General features: G+C 33.9%; 23 protein-coding genes and 1 other RNA gene. 12 read left to right on the forward strand and 12 right to left on the reverse strand.

Features of this window, described 5'->3' with window-relative positions; genetic code table 11:
* The first annotated feature begins 12 nt into the window (after positions 1-12).
* The 4 genes from ssrA (at position 13) to KF896_13325 (ending at position 2,180) form a co-directional block, all read left to right on the forward strand.
* Positions 13-377, forward strand: a transfer-messenger RNA (tmRNA) gene (gene ssrA / locus KF896_13310).
* Positions 378-720: 343 nt separating this feature from the next.
* On the forward strand, positions 721-858 hold the full coding sequence (locus tag KF896_13315) for a hypothetical protein (protein ID MBX3044687.1): 138 nt from the start codon (positions 721-723) through the stop codon (positions 856-858).
* A gap of 8 nt (positions 859-866) precedes the next feature.
* Positions 867-1,319: a hypothetical protein gene (locus tag KF896_13320; GenBank protein ID MBX3044688.1), complete on the forward strand. Its 453-nt coding sequence runs from the start codon at positions 867-869 to the stop codon at positions 1,317-1,319.
* Between the two features lie 75 nt (positions 1,320-1,394).
* The gene (locus KF896_13325; GenBank protein MBX3044689.1) at positions 1,395-2,180 is read left to right on the forward strand and encodes a C10 family peptidase; all 786 of its coding nucleotides are present in this window, start codon (positions 1,395-1,397) and stop codon (positions 2,178-2,180) included.
* A 159-nt stretch (positions 2,181-2,339) separates the two neighbouring features.
* Here KF896_13325 and KF896_13330 read toward each other — a convergent pair whose 3' ends face one another.
* On the reverse strand, positions 2,340-2,519 hold the full coding sequence (locus KF896_13330; protein ID MBX3044690.1) for a hypothetical protein: 180 nt from the start codon (positions 2,517-2,519) through the stop codon (positions 2,340-2,342).
* A 181-nt stretch (positions 2,520-2,700) separates the two neighbouring features.
* Between KF896_13330 and KF896_13335 the strand changes: the two genes are divergently transcribed.
* Complete coding sequence (locus KF896_13335) at positions 2,701-2,901, forward strand: DUF2283 domain-containing protein (protein ID MBX3044691.1); 201 nt, start codon at positions 2,701-2,703, stop codon at positions 2,899-2,901.
* 152 nt (positions 2,902-3,053) lie between these two features.
* On the opposite strand, the gene rimO is transcribed toward KF896_13335, so the two are convergent.
* Positions 3,054-4,355, reverse strand: coding sequence for a 30S ribosomal protein S12 methylthiotransferase RimO (rimO, locus tag KF896_13340; GenBank protein ID MBX3044692.1), 1,302 nt, complete (start codon positions 4,353-4,355; stop codon positions 3,054-3,056).
* A gap of 257 nt (positions 4,356-4,612) precedes the next feature.
* On the opposite strand from rimO, the gene ade reads away from it, so the two are divergent.
* A complete protein-coding gene (ade, locus tag KF896_13345) occupies positions 4,613-6,244 on the forward strand; it encodes an adenine deaminase (protein MBX3044693.1) in 1,632 nt (543 codons plus the stop codon).
* 200 nt (positions 6,245-6,444) lie between these two features.
* Here ade and dnaJ read toward each other — a convergent pair whose 3' ends face one another.
* The 4 genes from dnaJ to KF896_13365 all read right to left on the reverse strand — a co-directional run bounded on the left by dnaJ (position 6,445) and on the right by KF896_13365 (position 10,367).
* The gene (gene dnaJ / locus KF896_13350; protein MBX3044694.1) at positions 6,445-7,602 is read right to left on the reverse strand and encodes a molecular chaperone DnaJ; all 1,158 of its coding nucleotides are present in this window, start codon (positions 7,600-7,602) and stop codon (positions 6,445-6,447) included.
* Between the two features lie 18 nt (positions 7,603-7,620).
* Positions 7,621-8,343 carry a nucleotide exchange factor GrpE gene (gene grpE / locus KF896_13355; GenBank protein MBX3044695.1) on the reverse strand — a complete coding sequence of 241 codons (723 nt, stop codon included), beginning with the start codon at positions 8,341-8,343 and terminating at the stop codon, positions 7,621-7,623.
* 363 nt (positions 8,344-8,706) lie between these two features.
* On the reverse strand, positions 8,707-9,537 hold the full coding sequence (locus KF896_13360; GenBank protein ID MBX3044696.1) for an SDR family oxidoreductase: 831 nt from the start codon (positions 9,535-9,537) through the stop codon (positions 8,707-8,709).
* A 17-nt stretch (positions 9,538-9,554) separates the two neighbouring features.
* On the reverse strand, positions 9,555-10,367 hold the full coding sequence (locus KF896_13365; GenBank protein ID MBX3044697.1) for an SDR family oxidoreductase: 813 nt from the start codon (positions 10,365-10,367) through the stop codon (positions 9,555-9,557).
* Between the two features lie 464 nt (positions 10,368-10,831).
* Here KF896_13365 and mraZ point away from each other — a divergent pair, with 464 nt between their 5' ends.
* The 4 genes from mraZ (at position 10,832) to KF896_13385 (ending at position 13,512) form a co-directional block, all read left to right on the forward strand.
* Positions 10,832-11,275, forward strand: a complete 444-nt coding sequence (mraZ, locus tag KF896_13370) for a division/cell wall cluster transcriptional repressor MraZ (GenBank protein ID MBX3044698.1) — start codon at positions 10,832-10,834, stop codon at positions 11,273-11,275.
* Complete coding sequence (gene rsmH / locus KF896_13375; protein MBX3044699.1) at positions 11,276-12,229, forward strand: 16S rRNA (cytosine(1402)-N(4))-methyltransferase RsmH; 954 nt, start codon at positions 11,276-11,278, stop codon at positions 12,227-12,229.
* A gap of 214 nt (positions 12,230-12,443) precedes the next feature.
* Positions 12,444-13,109: a DJ-1/PfpI family protein gene (locus tag KF896_13380; protein ID MBX3044700.1), complete on the forward strand. Its 666-nt coding sequence runs from the start codon at positions 12,444-12,446 to the stop codon at positions 13,107-13,109.
* A 202-nt stretch (positions 13,110-13,311) separates the two neighbouring features.
* On the forward strand, positions 13,312-13,512 hold the full coding sequence (locus KF896_13385; GenBank protein ID MBX3044701.1) for a DUF2283 domain-containing protein: 201 nt from the start codon (positions 13,312-13,314) through the stop codon (positions 13,510-13,512).
* Positions 13,513-13,557: 45 nt separating this feature from the next.
* Here the strand turns inward: KF896_13385 and KF896_13390 are convergent, their stop codons facing one another.
* The 4 genes from KF896_13390 to KF896_13405 form a co-directional block, all read right to left on the reverse strand.
* Positions 13,558-13,716, reverse strand: coding sequence for a hypothetical protein (locus tag KF896_13390; protein MBX3044702.1), 159 nt, complete (start codon positions 13,714-13,716; stop codon positions 13,558-13,560).
* Positions 13,707-15,635 carry a tetratricopeptide repeat protein gene (locus KF896_13395; GenBank protein MBX3044703.1) on the reverse strand — a complete coding sequence of 643 codons (1,929 nt, stop codon included), beginning with the start codon at positions 15,633-15,635 and terminating at the stop codon, positions 13,707-13,709. Before KF896_13395 ends, KF896_13390 begins: the two co-directional genes overlap by 10 nt.
* A gap of 584 nt (positions 15,636-16,219) precedes the next feature.
* Positions 16,220-17,467 carry an Nramp family divalent metal transporter gene (locus KF896_13400; protein MBX3044704.1) on the reverse strand — a complete coding sequence of 416 codons (1,248 nt, stop codon included), beginning with the start codon at positions 17,465-17,467 and terminating at the stop codon, positions 16,220-16,222.
* 6 nt (positions 17,468-17,473) lie between these two features.
* A complete protein-coding gene (locus KF896_13405; protein ID MBX3044705.1) occupies positions 17,474-18,490 on the reverse strand; it encodes a DUF2851 family protein in 1,017 nt (338 codons plus the stop codon).
* 106 nt (positions 18,491-18,596) lie between these two features.
* Here KF896_13405 and KF896_13410 point away from each other — a divergent pair, with 106 nt between their 5' ends.
* On the forward strand, positions 18,597-18,785 hold the full coding sequence (locus KF896_13410; protein ID MBX3044706.1) for a DUF2892 domain-containing protein: 189 nt from the start codon (positions 18,597-18,599) through the stop codon (positions 18,783-18,785).
* 106 nt (positions 18,786-18,891) lie between these two features.
* Here KF896_13410 and KF896_13415 read toward each other — a convergent pair whose 3' ends face one another.
* Both KF896_13415 and KF896_13420 read right to left on the reverse strand, forming a co-directional pair.
* Positions 18,892-21,141, reverse strand: coding sequence for a S8 family peptidase (locus KF896_13415; GenBank protein MBX3044707.1), 2,250 nt, complete (start codon positions 21,139-21,141; stop codon positions 18,892-18,894).
* A 20-nt stretch (positions 21,142-21,161) separates the two neighbouring features.
* Entirely contained in the window at positions 21,162-21,503 is a 342-nt protein-coding gene (locus tag KF896_13420) for a hypothetical protein (protein ID MBX3044708.1), read from the reverse strand.
* A 163-nt stretch (positions 21,504-21,666) separates the two neighbouring features.
* Between KF896_13420 and KF896_13425 the strand changes: the two genes are divergently transcribed.
* Positions 21,667-23,022 (forward strand): alginate export family protein, encoded by a 1,356-nt coding sequence (locus KF896_13425; GenBank protein MBX3044709.1) that lies wholly within the window; start codon positions 21,667-21,669, stop codon positions 23,020-23,022.
* Positions 23,023-23,094: the final 72 nt, after the last annotated feature.

Below are 23,094 nucleotides of genomic sequence, written 5' to 3' on the forward strand. Positions count from 1 at the left end.
AGTTGGACTATTGGGGATGTAACGGATTCGACGGGGTGTCGGATTGTTGACGTCGCATGTCGTGCTCAATCGGTGGTGCACGTAAATACAACCGGTATTGCAATAAATGCAGAAAACAACTACGCTTTAGCTGCCTAATTAAATTACGCAGCTCATCTTACAGAGAATGTGCCTGTTCATTTTCTGTCGGGTGTCGCAAACTGACAGGATAACTCGGAGGGGTGTACTTGACCAAAGAGTGAGATCTCTAAAGTAATCGGATTCGGATGCCTGTTTGTCGGCTAACCCAAATCTTAAAAAATCAAAGACAAACTAAACATGTAGTGGCTCAGCGTGAAGCTCTTCGGACGCGGGTTCGACTCCCGCCATCTCCACAAACCAAACTTGAAAACCCTGACTGTGTCGGGGTTTTGTGTTTAAGAAGATGAAAATTGTATCAACTCATGATCCTTTCTCTCTAATTTTCCATGCAATTATTCAAATCAATATTCGTATGTTTGCATTATTGTAATATTAGTTTATATTTTATAAATATTATGCCTTCATTTTGATTTGATTTAAAGGATAATGTAAGTATAATTGATAAAGCCCAAAAAGGCGAACTGACAAGCGAAGGAAGTAATGTTATTATTTTATAAATATTTAGGAGATTTGCAGATGAAAACCAAAAAGCAATATTGGTTCATATAATTAGCTATTCTTGGACTAATTATCGGGCTTATGAATACAATTTTTATTAAACCTGAAGATGTTGGAACTTGGAGGAATTATATCGGCTACGGCTTTCTTTTACTTGCAATTGTCAATACGCTATTAATAATCAAACATCTTTTTATTAAAGAAAAATCTGAAAAGTGAGAGACATCATGTTTTCTGATTATATTCCTTTTATTCTTATGCCATTTATTTGGTGGGGTGTAAGATATAAGTTAAAAAAGGAGGATAAATATACTCCATTTAAGAGAAAAACTTTGTTTATTGGAATAGTTTCTTTCTTTTTAACTGAAATTGCAAGGAGCTTCTATGGACCCTACATTTATAAGAATGATATTTTTGATTATTACTTAGCTGATACTCTTGGTAATTCTTTAGGGACAGTAACAGCAATTTTTATGGTTTTGTCATTATCCGGGAAAAGTACAAAAAAGGATTGGAAAATAATGGCTATAATTATTTCTGGATTAGTCGGCTATGAGTGTTTGAATTTTATAACGGGCTATCCTTTTGATTTTAGAGATGTATTAGCTACTTTAATTTTTGGAGGAATTTCTATTGCTGTTTATTTTCAATTGCTTCAAAAATATAAAAAAAATCACTGATTAAAATTTAAAAGATGCATACATCATTTTTTGTGTGAAACTTAATACTAAAAAGAGGAAATAGAGAAATTTATTATGAAAAAATATATCTATATAATAGTTATAATAGTTGGTTTTTTGATTATTTTAGAGATGATTGCTAGGTATTTGACTAGTCCAAATATTATCGAAGTGCCAGAAAGTAGGAGTTATTTATTAAATACAAGTTGGAATCAAATAGAAGAATATTCAAAATATGTTGAATACGACCAAGATGCAGGTTGTTGGGGTGTTGCAATAGCACAAATCGCACATTACCATAAACTTAACCCAAGAGGGAATATTAGCTATTTAACTTCTAATGGAGATAGTATTAGGGTTAATCTAAATGATTTTGATTTCCAACATCATAAGTTTGTTTCTTCTATTAATGAAAATACATCAAATGAATCCAAATATCAGGTTGCCAAATACATCTATTACATTGCATCGCTTATATACACCAATTACGGTTCTTCAGGTTATATTGAAACTGAAACGATGATGGATAGAATCGAAAAACATTTAGGTTTTTCGGTCAACTTTTATGAATATAGTAAAGAAGACTTTTTATCAGCAAAGACAGAAATTAAAAGATTGATTACCGAAGAAATTGATAATAAACGACCATTGATGTTCTATTTTGATAATGGAGATGATTTTGGGCATGCTGTAGTAATTGACGGATATACAAATGTTGATAATTTATTTCTCGTCCACTTGAATCAAGGTTTGGGTGGTAAACATAATGGGTGGTATAATCCATTCAAGAAGATTTACGGCTTACGTAATGACTTAACAAACAGATTTTTAATTTCATTTAAGCCTACATTTGACAATTAAAATTAGATAATAAATTTGATGAAAACAGCACACAAGATTGTAAAGGGGAAATGAATTTTTTTCTATGGGATGAAATTATATAATATCTTTATTCCTCTTCATCTTTCGGTAACAAACTCCCGGTTTCATTTAGAGGTCTCAGTGTTGTATCAATCTGCTTCATCTCGGGAATTTCATTTTTTGAATTTTATTATATGCCTCACTTCCTTCGTTTCCACTTGCTTTCAATGCTTGGAGTGCTAACTTTTGTTTTACAACTAATTGTTCTGTTTCTTGGCGTGCTGATAGGAAAGATTCGGCAAGTTTTCGGGCTTCTTTGTCAAACTTAGTTGCATCCATTTCTTTAAGTACTTTTCAATGAAAAATAATGATGTGGCTAAATCGTTTTGTTGATTGAGGTAAACGGTATGAAATATACAAAATATTTTGAATTTACAAAATTTAGACCGGATAGATCTGAGATTAAAGAAGAATGGATAGCCAAAGCTTTTTTTGACCGTTCATTTAAGGAGAAATTATAATGCAAATCAAATATTTTCAAGATACCGACACATTATTGATAACTTTCAATGATAATTTGATTTATGAAACAAAGGATATTAATGAAAATACTCTTGTTGAACTCGATGAAAACGGCAATGTGGTAAGCATGACTTTTGAACATGCAAAAAGTATTGCTAATATCGATGATATTTCATATCAACAATTAGCGATGGTTTAATTCTAACGATTTCCAGCCCTTCCACCGAAGGGCTTTCCCTTTATATCAAAATGCTTGGACAAGTAAATCTTTACAGGTATTGAATGGTAAAGTTTAGGGTGCAGGGATATTAGTATTCATTAACAAAAGCCAAATATCCGATAATTTTTTGCCTAAACAGCCTCACCAAATAAATCGTATTCTTCAGCTTTTGAAATCATAACGTTAACAAAATCACCATTGTTGAGTTTGCTATTTGAATCAAAATAAACCAGATTGTCAACATCAGGAGCGTCCTGTTCGGTTCTACCAAAATAATGACTTTCATTTTGTCCGTCAACCATTACTTTGAATGTCTTGCCAACTTTTGCATTATTTTTTTTGAGTGAAATATTTTGCTGAAGAAGCATAAGTTCGCCTCGTCTTTCTTCTTTGACTTTCTCGGGTATTGGATCCCCCAACGGATATGCAGATGTGCCTTCTTCGTGAGAGTAAGTGAAAACACCAACGCGGTCTAACTGCTGCCTTTCTATGAAATCCATAAGCATTTTGAAATCGGCATCAGTTTCGTTCGGATAGCCAACAATAAAGGTTGAACGCAGAGTCACATTCGGAATTTTTTCGCGAATAGTATCAAGCAAAGATTCAATTTTTCTGAGCTTGATTCCACGTTTCATAGACCTTAGCACTTTGTCAGAAGCGTGCTGAAGTGGCATATCAATATAGTTGCAGATTTTGGGGCTGCTTGCTATAACATCAAGAATATCAACAGGGAATTGTCTTGGATAAGCATACATCAATCGAATCCATTCGAGCTTTTCAATATTTGAAATTCGCTCGAGAAGTGATGATAAAGTTTGTTTTTTTGTGGCATCTTTTCCATAATAAGTACTGTCCTGAGCAATCAATACCAACTCTTTGGTTCCTCTGTTAGCGAGACCGGCAGCTTCACTTACAAGTTTATCTTCGGGCTCGGTGATGTGTTTTCCACGCATCAGCGGTATTGCACAAAACGAGCATTTTTGATTGCACCCTTCTGAAATTTTCAGATATGCATAATGTTTAGGAGTAAATAGCATTCTCTCACCTGTGAGAGTATATTTCTGGTCACCTGAAAGAATTTTTAATATTTTCTTATCAGAATTAATACCCAGGAAAAAATCAACATTCGGAATCTGCGAACTTAATTCTTTGTTGTATCTTTCAGAAAGGCAACCGGTTACAATAAGTTTCTTTAGTTTTCCTTTGCGACGCTGCTCAGCTGCTTCAAGAATTACCTGAACATTTTCTTCTTTTGCAGATTTTATAAAGCCGCAAGTATTGATTACCATTGCATCAGCATTATTTGCATCTGTAAATTCAAAACCATTTGAAGCTAAAAGTCCGCTGAAACGCTCAGAATCAACTAAGTTTTTTGCACAACCCAGTGTTATAACCGAGATTTTATTTATATTATTATTTTTTGATTTGCTCATTTTAATAATTTGATTTTTTGGAATAATTATATATTAACGTAAATTGTATCAAAATATTCTGTATTATTTAATTTCTTTATATTTGAATTTTATAAATCACCAAAGATTTTTTTACAAAAGGACAAATAATTTATCAAAACATCAAAATTTCATTGTTTGAAAAAGAAATTACTTAAATAATCTTTATAATAAAACACATGCAGTTGGATTTTCGTCTAATAAATACATAATAATGAACAATCAAATAAGGAAATAAAATGAAGCGATTTGAAATTAATGGTAATATTGTTGATGTCGTGGCAAGAAGAATATTTGCAGGAAAAATTATTGTTGATGACGGATTCATTGAATCAATAGAAGAAACCGACGAAGTATATAGTAATTACATAATGCCCGGATTTGTAGATGCACACGTGCATATCGAAAGTTCCATGATGATTCCTTCTGAATTTGCTCGTCTTGCCGTACTGCATGGAACAGTTGCTACAGTATCTGACCCTCACGAAATTGCTAATGTGTGTGGAATGGAAGGTATTCGTTTTATGATTGATAATGGTAAACGCGTGCCTTTTAAATTTTACTTCGGTGCACCCTCCTGCGTTCCAGCTACTACTTTTGAAACTGCCGGGGCAACAATAACACCCGATAATATTAGAGAACTCTTGAGCGACCCCGACATTAAATATCTCAGCGAAATGATGAATTTTCCGGGAGTTCTGTACGAATTTCCTGATGTGATGGAGAAAATTAAAATTGCACACGATTTGGGTAAAAAAGTTGATGGACACGCTCCCGGATTACGTGGTGAGCAAGCAAAGAAATATATTTCAGCTGGCATCTCGACTGACCATGAGTGTTTTTCTTTAGATGAAGCACTCGAAAAAATTTCATACGGCATGAAAATTATTATACGCGAAGGTACTGCCGCTAAGAATTTCGAAACACTTAATTCACTTCTCACATCACATCCTGATATGTGTATGCTTTGCAGTGATGACAAGCATCCTGACGATTTAGTTATAAGCCATATAAATAAAATTGTTAGCCGCGCAATCGAAAAAGGACATAATTTGTTCGATGTGCTGAGATCAGCAACTTTCAATCCTGTCAAGCACTACAATCTTGAAGTCGGCTTGCTTCAGAAAGGTGACCCTGCTGATTTCATTATAGTCAATAATTTATCAGAATTTATTGCAGAGAAGACCTATATCAATGGTGATTTAGTCGCATTGTCAGGTAAAACATTCATAGAACCGGTAGAAACAAGCGACATTAATTTTTTTAAGGCAAACACGAAAAGTCCTGAAGATTTCAAAGTTCCTGCCAATAACATCGAAATGCTCAATGTCATTGAGGCAATTGACGGTGAGCTTGTTACCCGTAAATCACATCAAACCCCTAAAATTCAAAATGGATATATAATAACTGATATTGAAAATGATATTTTAAAAATTGCGGTTGTAAACCGTTATGATGATGTCCCTCCTTCGCTTGCTTTTATTCGAAATTTTGGCTTGAAAAATGGTGCAATTGCATCAAGTGTCGGTCATGATTCGCATAATGTTATTGCAGTCGGGACAAGCGATGATTCACTCTGCAAGGCTGTAAATGCCGTAATTGAAAACAAGGGGGGCCTGTCTGCTGTATCTGATGATTTTGTATTCACTCTTCCTCTTCCTGTAGCAGGTCTGATGAGCGCCGAAGACGGAAGAATTATAGCAGAAAAATATCACAAAATTGACCTTGTTGCCAAGGAATTAGGAAGTACGCTTCACTCGCCGTATATGACACTTTCGTTTATGGCTTTGCTTGTAATTCCGAGTATTAAACTAAGCGACAAGGGGCTTTTTGACGGTGACAAATTTGAGTTTATTCCGGTAGGAAATTAATTGTTTCTTTCTCATAATTCATTAAGTCATCTTTATACAAAATAGAAAAGTATAACTCAAAATATATGAAATTCTTTTTTGAAAAATAGAGAGAAATCTAAGAATCTAGAATTAGTTTGAAGAAGTTCTTAGATTTCTCTCGTTAAATATTATGACGCTATCTCAACAGTATAATCATTTTAGATATTATCAATAATCTGTTAAAACAAATCTTTAATTTTATCAAAAAAATCTTTTTCTTTTTTATGGTGCTTACTATCGGGTTGAATATTATTAGATTCAGCAAGCTCTTCAAGAATTTCCTTTTCGCGGATACTTAATTTTTTGGGCACATGTACCGTTATAATTACAATCTGATCGCCTTTTTGATAAGAATTCAGAACAGGAATACCTTTATCTCGCAATCTTATAACAGCTCCATTCTGAGTTCCTGCTTCAATTTTCACCATTTCATTGCCGAAAAGTGTAGGAACTTCAATCTCGTCACCAAGAGCAGCAGCAGGAAAACTAACTTTTAGTGAATAAATAATATCATTACCGTCACGTCGGAATTCTGGATGCCTTTTTTCTTCAATGATTATGATTAAATCTCCCTCAGGACCGCCCATTTTGCCGGCGTGTCCTTTCCCACGCATAGGAATATAATTCCCTTCTTCGACACCGGCAGGAATTGTAACTTTAATCTTTTCCTCATCCATCACACGCGACTCACCATTGCATGCAGGGCATTTATCAACTATTATCTCACCTGTACCGCGGCAGCTTTGACAAGCAGAAATATTGACAAACTGACCAAAAATGGAGCGGGATACCTGTCGAACTTCACCTGTACCATTGCAATGTGAACAAGACTTTTTGCCGGTTCCTGATTTTGCTCCGGTAGCACCACAATCCTTACACTCTACATAATGCTTGATTTTTATAGTTTTAGTAACACCTTCAGCAATTTCTTCAAGTGATAAAGGTAGCTTTATTCGGATGTCTGCGCCGGGCTCGCCTGAATGTCGCTGTCTTGAGCGTCCACCACCCATATTAAAGAACTCGTCGAATACACTGCCACGTCCACCAAAAACATCACCAAAAGATGAAAATATATCATTAATATTTGAGTATGTGTGATAATCCTGACCGCCTCGTAAGCCCTCATGTCCATAGCGGTCATAACGTGCACGTTTATCGGTATTGCTGAGCACTTCATAAGCTTCAGCGGCTTCTTTAAAAAGATTTTCGGCGTCAGGATTGTCTGGATTCTTGTCGGGATGATATTTTAATGCTAATTTTCTGTAACTTGATTTAATTTCATCCTGTGACGCTCCTTTACTTAATCCAAGTACTTCGTAGTAATCTCTTTTAGACATTTTATTTTAGTTTTCCTCTTAGTTATTTGAAATACCGGATGAAGTAATAACCTTTGCGTGTTTCAGAACTTTATCCCTGTAAATATATCCATTCTGAAGTGTCTGCAAAACAGTACCTTCGGGCTTGTCTGAAGGTGCCATCATCAAAGCTTCATGGTAATGTACATCAAATTCTGTATCTTCATTAAATTCCATTTGTTTAACTCCTGCTTCATCAAATAGCTTTTTTGTTTTGTTATAAATCAATTCCAAACCTTTTATCACTGAATCAGTATTTTCAGCGCTGGTTGAGCTATTAATCGCAGCAGTTAGGTCATCGAGAATTTCTACAAATGAAGCTAGCAACTTTTCGTTTGCATATTCAATTAAATCTGATTTTTCTTTGATGCTGCGTTTGCGGAAATTCTCAAGTTCAGCAGTTTTTCTTAATGATAATTCTTTTAACTCAGTATTTTCTTTTTGTAAGTTTTCCATATTTGAGTTCGCTTGTTGTAATTCAGAACTTAAAAACTCAATTCGTGTCTGCATTTCGAGAAAAGCTGAGTCATCAAGTGAATTATCAACTCTCGACTCATTAACTGAATTTTCAGTAACCTGCTCATCAATTGAATCACTTTCAGAATCGCTTATAGGAATATTTTTAGTCTTATCATTCTTAACATAAGTTTCATAAATATCTTTTATTTTATTTGAAGTTGTTCGGCGCAGAGGTTTCTGCTGATTTAAATTATTGTCTTCCATTTTTATCTCATGGTTAATTTTACATTATATAATTGACTATTGACGAAATTTTGTTAATAAAATTATTTTTACAATTTATATTTAGTTGATTTGTAACAGTATTTGATTAGAATTTATTTTTTTAAAATAGTTTTTGTTAATAGGACACAAAAATATGAAACCAAAAATGTTTCTATCTTAAAGAATTTATATATTAATTGAATTAATCTCTGAGAATTAGGTATCATAAAAGAAATCATCAATCCCGGATATAACCATAAAGAAATATAATTTCAAACTCATGCCCCTTAATTTCACTAAAAAAAACGCCGACAAAAAAATCGGCGAATTTGAATTAAAGGAACTACTAAAGAATTATGATTATTAATTTTCACTTTCTGCGTTATAGTAATCGGGAAGGTATGTAAATATTCCTTGTCCACCATCAACATTGATTACCTGACCGGTAATCCAGTCGGACTCTTCACCAGCCAATATACCGATAACTTTTGAAGCATCTTCGGGAACAGTATTTCTTTGGAATGGATTATGCTCTTTAGCAAATCGAAGCATTTTTCCGAAATCAGGAATTTTTGAAGATGCAGGAGTAGCAGTTGCTCCAGCCATAATGGAGTTAGCAGTAATTCCATAAGGGGCAAGCTCGAAAGCAAGCTGACGAATCAATGATTCGATTGCTGCTTTTGCCACTGATACTGGACCGTATTTGTTTGTAGCTACTCTTGCACCGTTACTCGACATAGCAAAAATGCGACTATGTTTACCAAATAATTTGGCATGGAATAAATCTTGCACCCAATAAAGCAAGCTATTTGCCATTACATTTACAGACATCTCAAGTTTTTTTTGATTAATTTGCTTTTCGGGATTTTCGTCAATAAACGGACCTAAAGCACCAAAAGCAACTGAATGCATAAATACGCCAAGTACAGAATTATCATTTCTAAGGGATAAAATTTTAGAAATACTATCAATTACATTATTTCTGTTAGTTTCATCAGCAATATTAGTATTGAAAAATTGAGAATGAACACCAATGGCTTCAATTTCCTGTCTCAATTCTTCGGCTTTTATCTTTGCAGAACCCAGATCCAGATGTGCACCGTAAATATTATAACCTCTGCGGGCAAGTTCCAAAGCCGTAGCTTTTCCAAATCCGCTTGATATGCCAAGAATTAGAGCATTATTCCTATTCATAAAACCACACCTGATTATTAATGTGTCTCAATAAAATTCATGATACTTTCACCACCGTCAACTCCAAGGACTTGTCCTGTTATCCAATAGAATTTCTCATCTGCCAAAAGTGCAATTGCTTTGGCGACATCCTCAGGGACAGTGTTTCTTCCGAATGGATTATGTTCTTTTGCATGAGCCAGCATTTTACCAAATCCCGGAATTTTATTGCTTGCAGGTGTATCAGTCAAGCCTGCAAGAATTGCATTTGCAGTGATTTTATAAGGTGCAAGCTCAATTGCAATCTGCCTGATGTATGCTTCAAGGGCACATTTTGCTGCTGATATAGCTCCGTAATTATTCATTGCACGTGTATTTCCGATGCTTGTCAGTCCGAAAATTCTGGAATTTTCAGCCAGTAAATTACTGACAAATAAGTCCTGAACCCAATAAACAAGGCTGTTTGCCATTACATCCATTGTCATTTCGATTTGGCGCTTGTTGACTGCATTATCAGGATTTTTGTCAAATAGAGGTTTGATAGCTCCAAAAGCGAGTGAATGTATCAATACACGAAGGACATTATTCTCGCCGTTATCGAAATCATTTTTTATGTAATCAATAATTTCCTTGCGAACTGAATCATCAGCTCCATTTGCGTTAAAGAACTTTGCCTTTACACCCAAAGCTTCCAGTTCCTGTCTCAACTCCTCAGCTTTAACTTTATTTGAGCCTAAATCCAGATGAACTCCGATAATATTGTAGCCCATACCTGCAAGTTCGATAGCACAGGATTTGCCAAATCCACTTGATACACCAAGAATCAGGGCATAGAGGTTGCGTTTTTCCATAGTAATAATTATAATAATTGTAAAAAATAAAAAAGTTTTTCTGAAATTGCATAATTACAGAATTTAAAATTACGCAATTTTTTTAACTAAGTAAAATGAAATTTTCATATTTTTGATTTATTAAATAGTTTAGAATAAATTTGAAGTATTTGATGTGATAATATTTCATTTCTTTTTCGATTTTTTATATTTGCAAAAATTATAACACCCACTTTTTACCACATTTCAATATTAGCAACATTAATATGCATTAAATCTGATAAAACAAGCATTTTTAAATTTTGCCAAGAACAAAATTAGTTCAATAAGTTTTTCATTTGTAAAAAAATTTGACAAAAATTGACAATTTATAAAAAAAAGTTTGCTGTTTGTGGTAAAAGTGTTACTTTAGGTGTGAGAAAGTGGGTAGAAATGGGAAATGATTTCCCAAATTTACCAAATATTTTTATAATCAGGCATTTACAATGGCATTTTTCAAAGGACAGGAAACCTACTCGATTGACAGCAAAGGCAGAGTGAATATACCTGCCAAGATGCGAAAGAGTATTTCCCCCGAAGCCAATGATACTTTCACGGTTACAAGGGGGCAGGAAGAGTGCATTGTAGCTTATCCGCTTGATGAATGGAAAAAATACGAAGAAAAGTTTGTAGAGTTAAATCAGTATGATTCAAAAAACAGATTTTTCTTAAGAAAATTACTGATGTGGAGTGAAGAAGTAAATCTCGACGGACAGCAGAGAATATCACTCCCCAAAAAATTGCTTGATTTTGCAGGTATTGAAAATAAGGTGGTAATCGTAGGAATGGTTGACCACATCGAATTTTGGAATCCTGAAAAATTTGATGAGTATTTAAGCAGATTTGATGAATCTTATGAAGATGTAGCGGCAAATGTTATGGTTAAGTAAATGAGTAAAAAGCACAAACCGGCTAAGCCCCATAAGAGCGAATATGCTCCTGCGGAATACGATTATCACTTGCCGGTGATGCTTGATGAATGTATAGATTTTCTAGTTCTTTCAAATAAAGGCATTTATATAGATGGTACACTCGGCGGCGGTGGGCATGCAGAGCGGATATTATCTAAACTCAGTTCCGGGGGGAATTTGGTTGTGTTTGATAAAGATCCGGGTGCAATAGCACATTGTAAGAGGAAGTTCAATGATTTATTATTGGAAAAATCCGCCCCGAATGTAACATTCTATAATGAGTGCTTTAGTGCTATCTGCAGCAAAGCTGAGTATGATGGACTGATAAACGGAGTATTGCTTGATTTGGGCGTTTCCTCAAGGCAGCTTGACTCTGATTCAGTCGGTTTAAGCTATCGCTTCGATTCCCGTCTTGATATGAGGTTCGGAAAAGAGGGCGTTACGGCTTATGACATAATCAACAAAGCGGAGCCGGCAGATATCAAGAGGATTCTTTACCAGTATGGTGAAGAACCCAAGGCAGGGCTTATTGCACGGCGTATTGAAGAAAGGCGCCGTGCGATTCCTCTTGAGACCACTACCGACCTGAAAAATCTAATCGAGGAACTTGTCTCTCCCATTCAATTATTCAAAACTCTTTCGCGTGTATTTCAGGCATTTCGTATTGCAGTTAATAACGAACTTGAAGTACTTGAAAAAGCACTCCCATGCTTTATTAAAATGCTCGCACCGGGGGGTAGAATTGTCATAATGAGTTATCACTCACTTGAAGACAGAATAGTTAAAAATATTTTCCGCGATTTTGCAAGGCCTAACGATGGTGAGCCAATTCTGAAAATCCTAACCAATAAACCAATTGAAGCAAGCGAAGGTGAAATTATCAGAAATCCCCGCGCCCGTAGTGCTAAATTACGTGTTGCGGAGAGAACTTGAACCCATTTTTTGTCTTCAATATGTATTAAAGAAGTAATGACTAAAAATTCAACCCGACAACTCGAAGTAGTAGGATGAATATCAAACAATTACCAATCGGCATTTCTTCATTCAAATAGGAAATTATTCAGAAATATTTATGGTGGTGTGATGCGTATTATGTATTTTTGCAGTATTATAGTAATCTGATTTTTGATAATAGAATAATGAGGTCATGATGTATATTTTAGGTTTGTTCATCCTTGCTTTTTCTGTTTTAACTACAATTGATGCAGCCTCAAAACCTGCTGATAAAAAACTTAGAGTTGGAATTTTGGTTTATGATGATGTTTATTTACTTGACTTTACAGGTCCACTCGAAGTGTTTTTTGATACTGAACTTGAAGATGGAAGCAAGGGGTTTGAGGTGTTTTTGGTGGCTCCGGAAAATAAGAACATCAGGGCTCATACCGGAACATTAATTTCGCCTGATTATAATATTGATAATTGCCCACCAATAGATATATTGGTTGTTCCTGGTGGGAACTTGAATTTATCAAATCAAAATCCAAAAGTTTCTGATTTTATTCTTAAAACTGAAAAGCAATGCCAAATATTGATGTCTGTATGTACAGGTGCTTTCATACTTGCCGATTTGGGGATTTTGAATGGTAAAGAAGCAACAACATGGTATGGAGCGAAACAGAATTTACAGAAGAAATACCCTGAAATTAGAATATCCGATAGTAGGTTCACAGATAACGGAAAGATAATTACTACAGCCGGAATTTCTGCAGGTATTGACGGAAGTTTGTATGTTGTAGGCAGAATTTTTGGAGAAGCAATTATGAAGAAGACAGCAAAATATCTTGAATGGGAACTAAAAGATAGTACCAATTGAAAAAATAAAAGATTAATTTCTTGAATTGATAATTTCTTATTTTTAAGATATTGAATTGTTAGTTGATAATTAATAAATATTATACCTTCATTTTGATTCGATTACAATGATATTGTAAGTAAAATTGTCAAAGCCCAAAAAGGCGAACTGATAAGCTAAGGAAGTAATTAAATTAATTTATATAATTTTAGGAGATTATATAATGCAAATCAAATATTTTCAAGATACAGACACATTATTGATAATCTTCAATAATAATTTGATTTATGAAACAAAAGATATTAATGATAATACACTTGTTGAACTCGATGAAAATGGTAATGTAGTAAGTATGACTTTTGAACATGCAAAAAGTATTGCCAATATCAATGATATTTCTTATCAACAATTAGCAATTGCATGATTCTGATATTAACCAGCCCTTCCCCCAGAAGGGCTTTTCTACTTTTTATAAAAGCCAGGATGCTAACTTTTCTTTTGCAACAAATTCTTTTCTTTCTTGAAGTGCATTCAGGTAAGATTTTCGTGTAATTGTAAACCCGAGAGACCAAATATTTTGCGATTCAATTCTTGTAAATCCCTTACTTTGAAATGTTTTTAATAACATAATTCTTTGATATAGTCATTAGCAAAACTAATTCCCATAGACAGAGCTTTTTTCAAGTCTTTACAAGCAAGTTCCTTCTCATCCAACGATAAATAAGCAAGGCCCCGTTTGAAGTAAAAATTTGCTCTATTTGAATTAAGTTCAATTGCTTTATTATAATCATCAATAGCAAGTTTAAAATCGTTTTCAAAAGAATTTGCACATCCTCTGAAAAAATATGCTGTATGCGAATTTGGATCAATACTAATAGCTTTATCAAAGTCTTCAATTGAATCAGAAAATCTTTTTAATGATATTTTAGTATTACCCCTGCCTAAATATGCTTTAAATAGATTTGGATTCAAATCTATAGCTTTCGAATAATCATCCAAAGCCCCTTGGAAATCACCAATATCGAACTTTGCATCACCCCTATTTGTAAATGCTAAAACAAAATCAGGTCGAATTTCGATTGCTTTATCAAAGTCTTGGATAGCACCTTGATAATCTTTTGAATCCAACTTTACTGATCCGATATTGTTATATGCTAAATGAGTATCATAATTAAACTCAATTACTTTTTCCCAATTCCAAATTGCACCACTTAAGTCTCCTAATTGATGTTTAATATTACCTCGTGTATGATAAACCCCTGGCAAATTTGGATCTAATTCAATTGCTCTGTTAAAATCTGCTAATGCTCCAGAATTATCGCCTAAACTTCTTTTTGATTGTCCACGTAAAAAGAAGGACATAGTATCAATTGGATTTATCTCAATAGCTTTGTTGAAGTTATGAGTCGCGGCTTGAAAATCACCTAACTCATAATTTATCATGCCTTTAAATCTATATGCGATGTAAAAGTTCGGCTCTAATTCGATTAATTTATCTAAATCGTAAATAGCATTATGCTTCATATTTAATATATGATAAGTTTTGGCTCTGTTGTAATAGGAATTAATATTATCAGGATTTATCTCAATTGCTTTGTTCAAGTCATCAAGTGCTTCTTGGTATTCACCAATTTCAAACTTAGCAGCTCCACGATTGGCGTATCCCATAGAAAAATTTACATCAAGCGCTATTACTTTGTCATAATCAATAATTGCGTCAAGATAATCTTCTAATTTAAATTTTAGATATCCTCTGTTATAATATGTCAAGTAATAATTTGGGTCTAATTCAATCGCTTGATTATAATCATTCATAGCGTCTTGATATTTACCTAATTCACTTTTAGCATTCCCAAGATTTATGTAAACTCCTGGATTGACAAAATTTAATTTAATTGCTCTCTCAAAGTCTTCAATAGCACCTTGATGGTCTTTCAACTCACTTTTAACATTACCACGATTGTAAATTGCAGAAGAAAATTCAGGGTTGATTTCTAAAGCTTTGTTAAAGTCAAATAAAGCATCTTCAAATTGCCCAATCTCACTTTTTGCATTGCCACGATTGTTATAAAAATCAATCTCATTAGGGTCTAATTCAATAGCTTTATTGTAATTTTCAATAGCAGTAACAAAATCTCCCAAATCAGATAAAACATTACCTAAATTGTAGTAAGCTAAAATATCTTTCGGTTTAAGTTCAATAGCTTTTTTAAAATCCTTTATCGCTTCTTCAAATTCTCCCATTACATACTTAGCACTTCCTCGATTATGAAATGCCTGAGCAAAATTTGAATATAATTCAATCGCCTTTGTATAGTCTGCGATTGCATCCTGATAGAAGCCCATAAAATACTTAACATTACCTTTAACGAACAATAATTCGGCTTGAATGTAATCCTGTTCGATTGATTTATTTAACTCTTGCTTAATATCCTGATAAACACTTGATTTTGACTTTGAAAAGCCACTCTTAAAATGATTCAAAGTGGTTTTGCTTAATGTTAAGTTAGATATCAGCATTAAGAAAATTACTGTTAATATTTTCATTACTATCATACGACTTCATTTTTTTTTAATTAGAAAAGTAGATTTACAAAAATAGCAGTTTTATGTAAAAAATCAATAAATAATAAAATAAATTTTCAAAATCCTAATTAAAAGTAATCATAAAATTGGGGTTAGCTTTCGTAATTAACGAACCCTAAAGTTCTGAAATAAAGTTATCTATATACTGCAAGAAAATAAATTATAAATATTTGATTCTATATTACTTTTGTGCAGTTTTTATCCCGATAGTTGAGTAAAAATTGAGAATGAGAAAAAAATAAATTGACCTACTTATTCATCCGATGATTGCGATTAATCGGTTGAATGTTAGGTATCTGCAGGCAGGAGTATATTGCATCAGAATAACTTGTAGCAATGGAGCTTGCTCCATTGTTGATAAATTTGTGAAGTTGAACGAATTAAAAAAAATTACCGAAAAATAATTCGTTAATTTTTATTTATGAATAATTAATTTGTTAATAAATTATATTCATTGATTTTAAAAAAAGGTTTTAAATGTCATATTTTATTGTTTTCTTATTGAATCACATCAAGTGTAATTTAAAACTCATACTTTAAAAATATTAAAGCACAAATAATGACCACAGATAAATAAAGCTGAAGCCTGACAAGAAAATAATACCTGCAATTGCCAGCAATTTCAACCATAATTTTGGTCTGTAGCTATCTGGAAAATCCTTCGCTGTTACAGTCTTATAGTTAATCACTGCAAAAACCGGAGCAGCAAGAAATGAAATAACAGTTGCCAAATCTATCATCATTTTTAGATTATGAATCAAAAAACTGACTATTATTAATGCTACAGCAGACATAGAAAGAGTTAAAATCTCGTGCAAACGAACTGTTTCATGTGTTTTCTCCCGCAAGGAAAGAAATATAGCACTTGTTATTGATCGCGGATAAGCATCAACAACTGTAAGTAGCGAACTAAAAATTGTTATAAATGCCACTGGAGCTAAAATTACTTTACTCCAATTTCCTAACAATGTGGCATAAATATCAATAAGCTGTTTGGAAAATTCCGTACCGTTAGACGAAAAGCCGATGCCGGTTCCGAACATTGCCCTCGCTCCAAGTACGAGAAAAAATACAGCCAAAACAGTGGTTATAATATATCCGATATGAAAATCAATCAATGATTCTTTTAGAGTTGGGATATATTTCTTCTGCTTTTGCCTTCCGACAGACCATAAAGATGTCCATACAGATGCTTCGATCGGTGTTGGCATCCATCCCATAAGTGCAATTATGAAAAGTATTGATGAACGCTCAAAAATTTCCGGCGAATTGAATCCTTCAATTGGCGAATTATTAACTGATAGCGACATAAAAAAAGCAATTGTAGTAAAAATTCCAAGCATAAATACCATAAATTTCATTGCTCCATCAAGCAAAGGATATTTACCGATAAGAAGAATCAATATACATAAAGTTACTAATCCTATACTTAAATATAAGGGTTGCACTGCACTACCAATAATATATCCAAGAAGTCCGCTTGCACCTAATGCAAGAGCAGCAAGATTGATAATTCCTGTAATAATTGAAATAATCAGAAAGCTCCAAATAGCCCATGAGCCAAGTTCCTGATAACCCTGCAATAGTGTTTTGTTCTTAGCTGATGTATATCTGTAGCTGAATTCAAAAAAAGGATATTTGAATAAATTCACAAGTAAAATGACAATTATTAATGAATATCCGTAGTCAGCTCCGGCTCTTGTGGATTGTATAAGGTGTGAACCTCCTATGGCTGCACCGGCAAATAAAATACCCGGACCAATTGTTTTGACAATACCTTTTAAATCTCTCATAATAATTTAATTCGATTCAATATCAAGTGGTAATCTTCCTAATTTATAAAAAGATAAAATTTCAGCAAAGCCATATTCCTTAAGTGCTTCCGAAGCAACATTATTACGGGATCCAAATTCCCTGATGTATTCGAGCATTCCTTGTTGCTGCCAAAGAAAGTTCTGAGGAAGGTCAGGAAATTTCCTTTTGAGCATACCATATTGATTAAGGCATGGAATAGACCAGTACCATACAAAAAGATTGATTCTTGCTTCATCATCAGCTATTGCAAGAGCTATCGGCAAAATAGAATTAATCAACAATTCGCGTCTCAAATGAGCTCCTTCTCCTGTAAGTGTCTTTTTAACAAGTCGCAGCAATGCTTCCTGAACATCAATTTGGTCATTTGATTGAAGAGACTCCAAAAATTCCATAGCATAGGAGTTCAATATATCTTCTACTAATTTTGCAAGCCTATCCGGATCATATTTGTGGCGATTTCTCTTCTTTTCATATCGGTCAATATAGCTTGAAGTCATCATCGAAAGAGTAATTTTCAAACTATTTTCGATTAATAATTTACTTGCTTCACTTGTTTTCCTTAGAAGCCTGTGAAGAGCAAAATTTTGAAGTTCTTCAGCCGAAAAAACAGATTCCGGAGATTTAGATTCTAACTTTAATATTTTGTTTGATAGGCTGCTGTAATCCAAAACTAATGTTTCAAATTTATTTTCAATTGTAGTATCAATTTCTAAAACAATATGCAGGATTACATTTTTATAAGCAACATCATCATCGTGTTTATGATTTATCCAGTCGGAGCTTTTCTTATGAATTTCAGCATCACCGATAATTAAATAACCGTTTAGCAGCACTGCAATATCCATCAGGTCAGGACCTGCGTGTACGTTGATTCTACCCGGAGATATAATTTGAAGCCTTTTGCCTGATTCTGTTTTGTATATACGTGAAGGCTCGGAAATATAAAAGTGTATTTCCTTTTGTATAAGCGTTTCACTAATATTCAAAATTGCTTTTTCCATCAATGCAAATATAATTATGTTTATCAAATTAATCAAAATAAATTATAAATTGTTGCGACTTTATCTATATGAATAAGTAGTTATATTAATTAATAAGGTTTGAATTATGAAGAAGAATGTCGGCAAAGTGGATATGATAATCAGGCTTGTAGCAGGATCTGCAATCGCAATTTGGGGTATAATATCAGGAAGCTGGCTTGGACTAATAGCAATTGTTCCGATTGCAACTGCTCTTACGGGTTTCTGCCCTGCATTTACACTGTTTGGAATTAGTACTTGTAAAATTAAAGAATAAAAATAATTACATATTTCAAACTAAGTATAAGTAAATTTAAGTAGTTTTCTATCAATAGCTCCATTCCACCGATTATTGAACCGATGGAATGGAGAAATTATTTATGTTATTTTACTGCAAACCTGAATTTTGCCGGTTTATTGTTATAAATACATTCAACGTTATAAACACCTGTTGGAAGATTATTTACGTCAAGAATAATATGAGTAGAATTTCCGGAACTAAATGATTGGAATCCGGAGTTACTAATAACTTTCTGTCCATTTATATTATACACATTCAGCACAGGATTTTCAATAATCTCATCAATTTCAAAATTGATAATACTTTGGGCAGGGTTTGGATAAACCCTTGTATCATCTATCATAACATAGTTAACACCGGTTGAGCTTAATATATAATTGATTGCACCCTGAACATCAATTTTACCATATCCGAAAGCAATATTAGGTTCATCTCCTGTATATTGGTCTTTCATTGCAGTAGCTTCAAGTACTTTTTCAATATCTGAAAATGTCAGATTAGGTTTTACCTGAAGCATGAGTGCAACTGCTCCAGATACATGAGGTGCAGACATACTTGTTCCGCTTAAACCAGTTAGCAAATCGCCTTCAAGAACAGTCTGGTCAGAAGTACGGCTGTCCTTTGATTTTGCAGCGAATATCACCTGCCCTGGACCTGAAATTATTGGAGATAATCTCAAATCACGTCTTGGACCTATCGAAGAAAAAGATGATAAGCTTCCAATTGCCCAATCTCTGTTATGCTGAGTTTGATTTTTATCAACCCATGAATTCCTTGAAATAAAAGAGGCAACACTAATTATACTGTCACCATCACCAGGAGTTCCAATTGTCATTAAAACGTCACCTGAGAAATAGTAATCACCATAGAGAGGCATAAACGGAAAACCGTCCGGCATAGGAATCCCTGCCCAAATATCTACAGAACCATCTTCAACTATATCAAGAGCCAAAGACCAGATGAAATTATCAACGATAATTCCCTCTTGTCCTCCATTATGAATCTGAATCATAAGATTTCCGTCACCATTAATATTGAGCTCATTAGTATGCATATAAGTCAAAAAGCCAAGTGGAGTTCCGCTATTGCTAAAAATCATCTGATTTTCTACCGGATTATTGAAATTAAGCTCACTTTCAGATACAATTTCAATTCCAGATTCAGATATTCCGTATGCAATAAGTTTTGCAGAGCCAATTATACCGCTTGTGTACCATAAATCTCCTGCGGTGAGGAAAAAATTGGGAATGTCCGGACAAAAATTTTCAAAAATATCACAAACATTTATTGGATAAATTGGAAATTCTACCTTATCGCCAGCACTTACATAATCTCCTGCGTGTATTGGCATTTCTCCGTTATTTCCTGCTGAAGCAACTATAATTCTACCTTCACCGGTAAGTGATGAGAGCGCTGTTGCAAGTAAACCTTTACCATCGTGAGGTCCGATTGGTGAACCAAGACTTAGATTTACTACAGAAGGACGTCCCAAAATAGCCGCTTGCTCAAAGATGTAGTAACAACCATTAATAATATCGAAATCTGAAAATGTATCTTCACCTTCACGATAACCTTTCACAATAATCAAATCTGAATTATAAGCAACACCCCTAAACCTTTCATCAGCATTGCCATTACCTGCAGCCGTACCTGCCACATGAGTACCATGACCATCTTCGTCAATTTGTTTAACAGAATTTGGGTTATTATCAATATCAACTTTTGAATATTCTTTCCCATATCCAAAGCTTTCAGGACCGTCTTGTGCAGGATCTGAGATATCCCAAAGTTTGAGAATTCTTGTACCATTATCATTTTTAAAATCAGGATGAGTTATGTCAATTCCTGTATCAAAGATACCAACTATTACTCCCTCACCTGCCAGAATTTGAGGTAATCCTCCATCATTTGCAGCTACTCTTTTTGCATTGATCAGGTCAAGACTTTTATCCATATTCAGAGAATAAAGACTTGATAACTCAGCTGAAGTGACAGAATTAAGGTTTAATACTTCTGAAACTTTGTCGGCAGGTAGCTTAACAGCTATAACATCACCAGCTTTTACAGAAATTGTTCCACCTGATTTTTGAATAAAATCAGTGGCATCATTAGAATTTATTTTAATAAGCATATTAACAAAGAGTCTTTCGTTAACAATGCTGTATGGATACTCGGGTTTATATGTACTTAGAAACTCTGCACCGCTTTTTTTGTAATGCTCAGTCGGTTGAAGTTTGATTTTAGAAGAAGCTGAAATCTTGTTAGCAAAATCAGCATAAGAGATACTGTAAGTTAAAATTACAGCTAAAAGAGTAATAAAATATTTATTCATAGAAACACCCTATAAATTAGTTAGATGGAAGACTTTTTATTAATTTCGATAGATTTGATAAAGTGTAATTTCAAAATTTCACGTACTGCATCAGGCTTGGCTTTAGCTGTCAATATTTTACCGGTAACTGCAAATATTTTGACATTTTTTTCCTCAATCGAGATTTTATAATCATCGTTAAGTTCGTCACTCAATAAAATTACTATATCCATTTCATTTGGGATTTCTTTGGATTCTTCATTTAAAAGAATAATTTTTGACTGAGCATCAAGTTTATTCAAAGCAACATCATTATTATCAGTTGATTTACATGATACAATCAAAAAACTTATTAAAATTACATATAATGCAAATAAATTCATAACATTACCTAAAAATATTATTAACAATTTCTTAACACGTTAGACAAATATAATTATTTAAAAAAATTTAAAAATAATCAATACAATAAAAAAAATAATCAGACATATTTATCCTTTTTTATTATTTTTGAATAAATTGTATTTTTAATAATAGGATTATTTTATGAAATTTATAAACACTATTCTTACTTTTTTAATTGTATGTACAACAATTAGTATAACAGATTATACATTTGTTTCAGCTCAGGCTGACTCTTTCACACCTACTGTGAAAGTTGGGGGGCAGGTCAGATATCGTGGAGAAATAGATATGCGATTCTTTGATATGAACGCCAAGCCACTATTTATAAATATGCTGAGAACAAGACTTGATGCAAAAGCATTTGTTTCACCAAATATCTCAGCATTTATTCAGTTTCAGGATTCACGTAATTTCGGAGAAACAAATTCCAGAGCTTGGCGTGGAACTTTGGACGGTTCTTCAGATAACATTGATTTACATCAGGGTTATGTAGAATTTAACGACCTTGGAATAGAGAATCTGACAGTTCGGGTGGGTAGGATGATGTTTAATCTCAATAATGAGAGATTAATCGGAAGTCTCGACTGGCATAATATAGGGCGTGGGTTCGATGGTGGTTTTGCTGCATATAAATTTGCAGACGGATGGCAAGCAAGAGCATTTGGATTTGTACTTGGTTCGCAGGAACTTTTAATGACAAGTTCCGCTCCTCAAATTCCTAAAATGCTTGGAGGTTTTGACTTCAATATTCCGTACATCCCTTCTATGAACGCATTTATTTATTATGACCAGAATGACAGAGCAATTTCAGGTCTTGGTCCCGGCATAGTATCGAGTATGCCGAAACTTTCGAGATATACTATCGGCTTCTATACTAAGAATGAATCAGAAGGATTTATTTGGGAGCTTGAATCAGCATTTCAATCAGGTTCAATTGACACATTGCCAAGACTTGCAAATAACACAAGCAGCGATATAAGTGCATATATGGTTTCAGCATTTGGTGGCTGGAAAAAAGGGAACTTTACAATTGGAGGCGGTTTGGACTTAATGACTGGCGATAACCCTGAAACAGATGAATTTGAAGGTTTTGATCATCTTTTTTCAACTATCCATAAATTCTATGGCGGAATGGATTTATTCCCATTTTCGGTATTACCGAATGCAGGTATAAGACCTGCTCCTGAAGGTACAAATAAAGGCATTTTAATGCCAAATGTCCGACTGACCTGGTCGCCTGACAGCCGCTGGAAACTTGATGCCCATATTATGAACTTACGAACTTTTTCACCATATAAATTTGAAGATACAGACTTATTTAGTCTCGGCACTGAAATTGATTTGGTGGCTACCTGCAACGTTGCAAAAGGCGTGTCGGCACAGTTTGGTTCATCTTTCTTCTTACCCGGAGAAATTTTAGAGAAAACCAACGGGTCAAAGGGTATGGGAACTGACCCGGCATATTGGGGCTACACGATGATTATAGTGAATTTCTAAATTTATCAAATACTGAACGAAGAGAATAAAGTCCACATTATTCTCTTCGTTCGGAACTATTATCAATAAAAT

The sequence above is a fragment of the Ignavibacteriota bacterium genome (genome assembly GCA_019637995.1).
Lineage (GTDB): Bacteria > Bacteroidota > Ignavibacteria > Kapaibacteriales > UBA2268 > JANJTB01.

Coding starts and splice junctions, on each gene's coding strand:
- ade (MBX3044693.1), top strand. CDS start 4,613: ATGAAGCGATTTGAAATTAATGGTAATATTGTTGATGTCGTGGCAAGA.
- KF896_13400 (MBX3044704.1), bottom strand. CDS start 17,467: ATGAGAGATTTAAAAGGTATTGTCAAAACAATTGGTCCGGGTATTTTA.
- mraZ (MBX3044698.1), top strand. CDS start 10,832: ATGGCATTTTTCAAAGGACAGGAAACCTACTCGATTGACAGCAAAGGC.
- KF896_13380 (MBX3044700.1), top strand. CDS start 12,444: ATGATGTATATTTTAGGTTTGTTCATCCTTGCTTTTTCTGTTTTAACT.
- KF896_13395 (MBX3044703.1), bottom strand. CDS start 15,635: ATGAAAATATTAACAGTAATTTTCTTAATGCTGATATCTAACTTAACA.
- grpE (MBX3044695.1), bottom strand. CDS start 8,343: ATGGAAGACAATAATTTAAATCAGCAGAAACCTCTGCGCCGAACAACT.
- KF896_13385 (MBX3044701.1), top strand. CDS start 13,312: ATGCAAATCAAATATTTTCAAGATACAGACACATTATTGATAATCTTC.
- KF896_13365 (MBX3044697.1), bottom strand. CDS start 10,367: ATGGAAAAACGCAACCTCTATGCCCTGATTCTTGGTGTATCAAGTGGA.
- KF896_13330 (MBX3044690.1), bottom strand. CDS start 2,519: ATGGATGCAACTAAGTTTGACAAAGAAGCCCGAAAACTTGCCGAATCT.
- KF896_13410 (MBX3044706.1), top strand. CDS start 18,597: ATGAAGAAGAATGTCGGCAAAGTGGATATGATAATCAGGCTTGTAGCA.
- KF896_13415 (MBX3044707.1), bottom strand. CDS start 21,141: ATGAATAAATATTTTATTACTCTTTTAGCTGTAATTTTAACTTACAGT.
- rimO (MBX3044692.1), bottom strand. CDS start 4,355: ATGAGCAAATCAAAAAATAATAATATAAATAAAATCTCGGTTATAACA.
- rsmH (MBX3044699.1), top strand. CDS start 11,276: ATGAGTAAAAAGCACAAACCGGCTAAGCCCCATAAGAGCGAATATGCT.
- KF896_13335 (MBX3044691.1), top strand. CDS start 2,701: ATGCAAATCAAATATTTTCAAGATACCGACACATTATTGATAACTTTC.
- KF896_13360 (MBX3044696.1), bottom strand. CDS start 9,537: ATGAATAGGAATAATGCTCTAATTCTTGGCATATCAAGCGGATTTGGA.
- KF896_13315 (MBX3044687.1), top strand. CDS start 721: ATGAATACAATTTTTATTAAACCTGAAGATGTTGGAACTTGGAGGAAT.
- dnaJ (MBX3044694.1), bottom strand. CDS start 7,602: ATGTCTAAAAGAGATTACTACGAAGTACTTGGATTAAGTAAAGGAGCG.
- KF896_13425 (MBX3044709.1), top strand. CDS start 21,667: ATGAAATTTATAAACACTATTCTTACTTTTTTAATTGTATGTACAACA.
- KF896_13405 (MBX3044705.1), bottom strand. CDS start 18,490: ATGGAAAAAGCAATTTTGAATATTAGTGAAACGCTTATACAAAAGGAA.
- KF896_13325 (MBX3044689.1), top strand. CDS start 1,395: ATGAAAAAATATATCTATATAATAGTTATAATAGTTGGTTTTTTGATT.
- KF896_13390 (MBX3044702.1), bottom strand. CDS start 13,716: ATGTTATTAAAAACATTTCAAAGTAAGGGATTTACAAGAATTGAATCG.
- KF896_13420 (MBX3044708.1), bottom strand. CDS start 21,503: ATGAATTTATTTGCATTATATGTAATTTTAATAAGTTTTTTGATTGTA.
- KF896_13320 (MBX3044688.1), top strand. CDS start 867: ATGTTTTCTGATTATATTCCTTTTATTCTTATGCCATTTATTTGGTGG.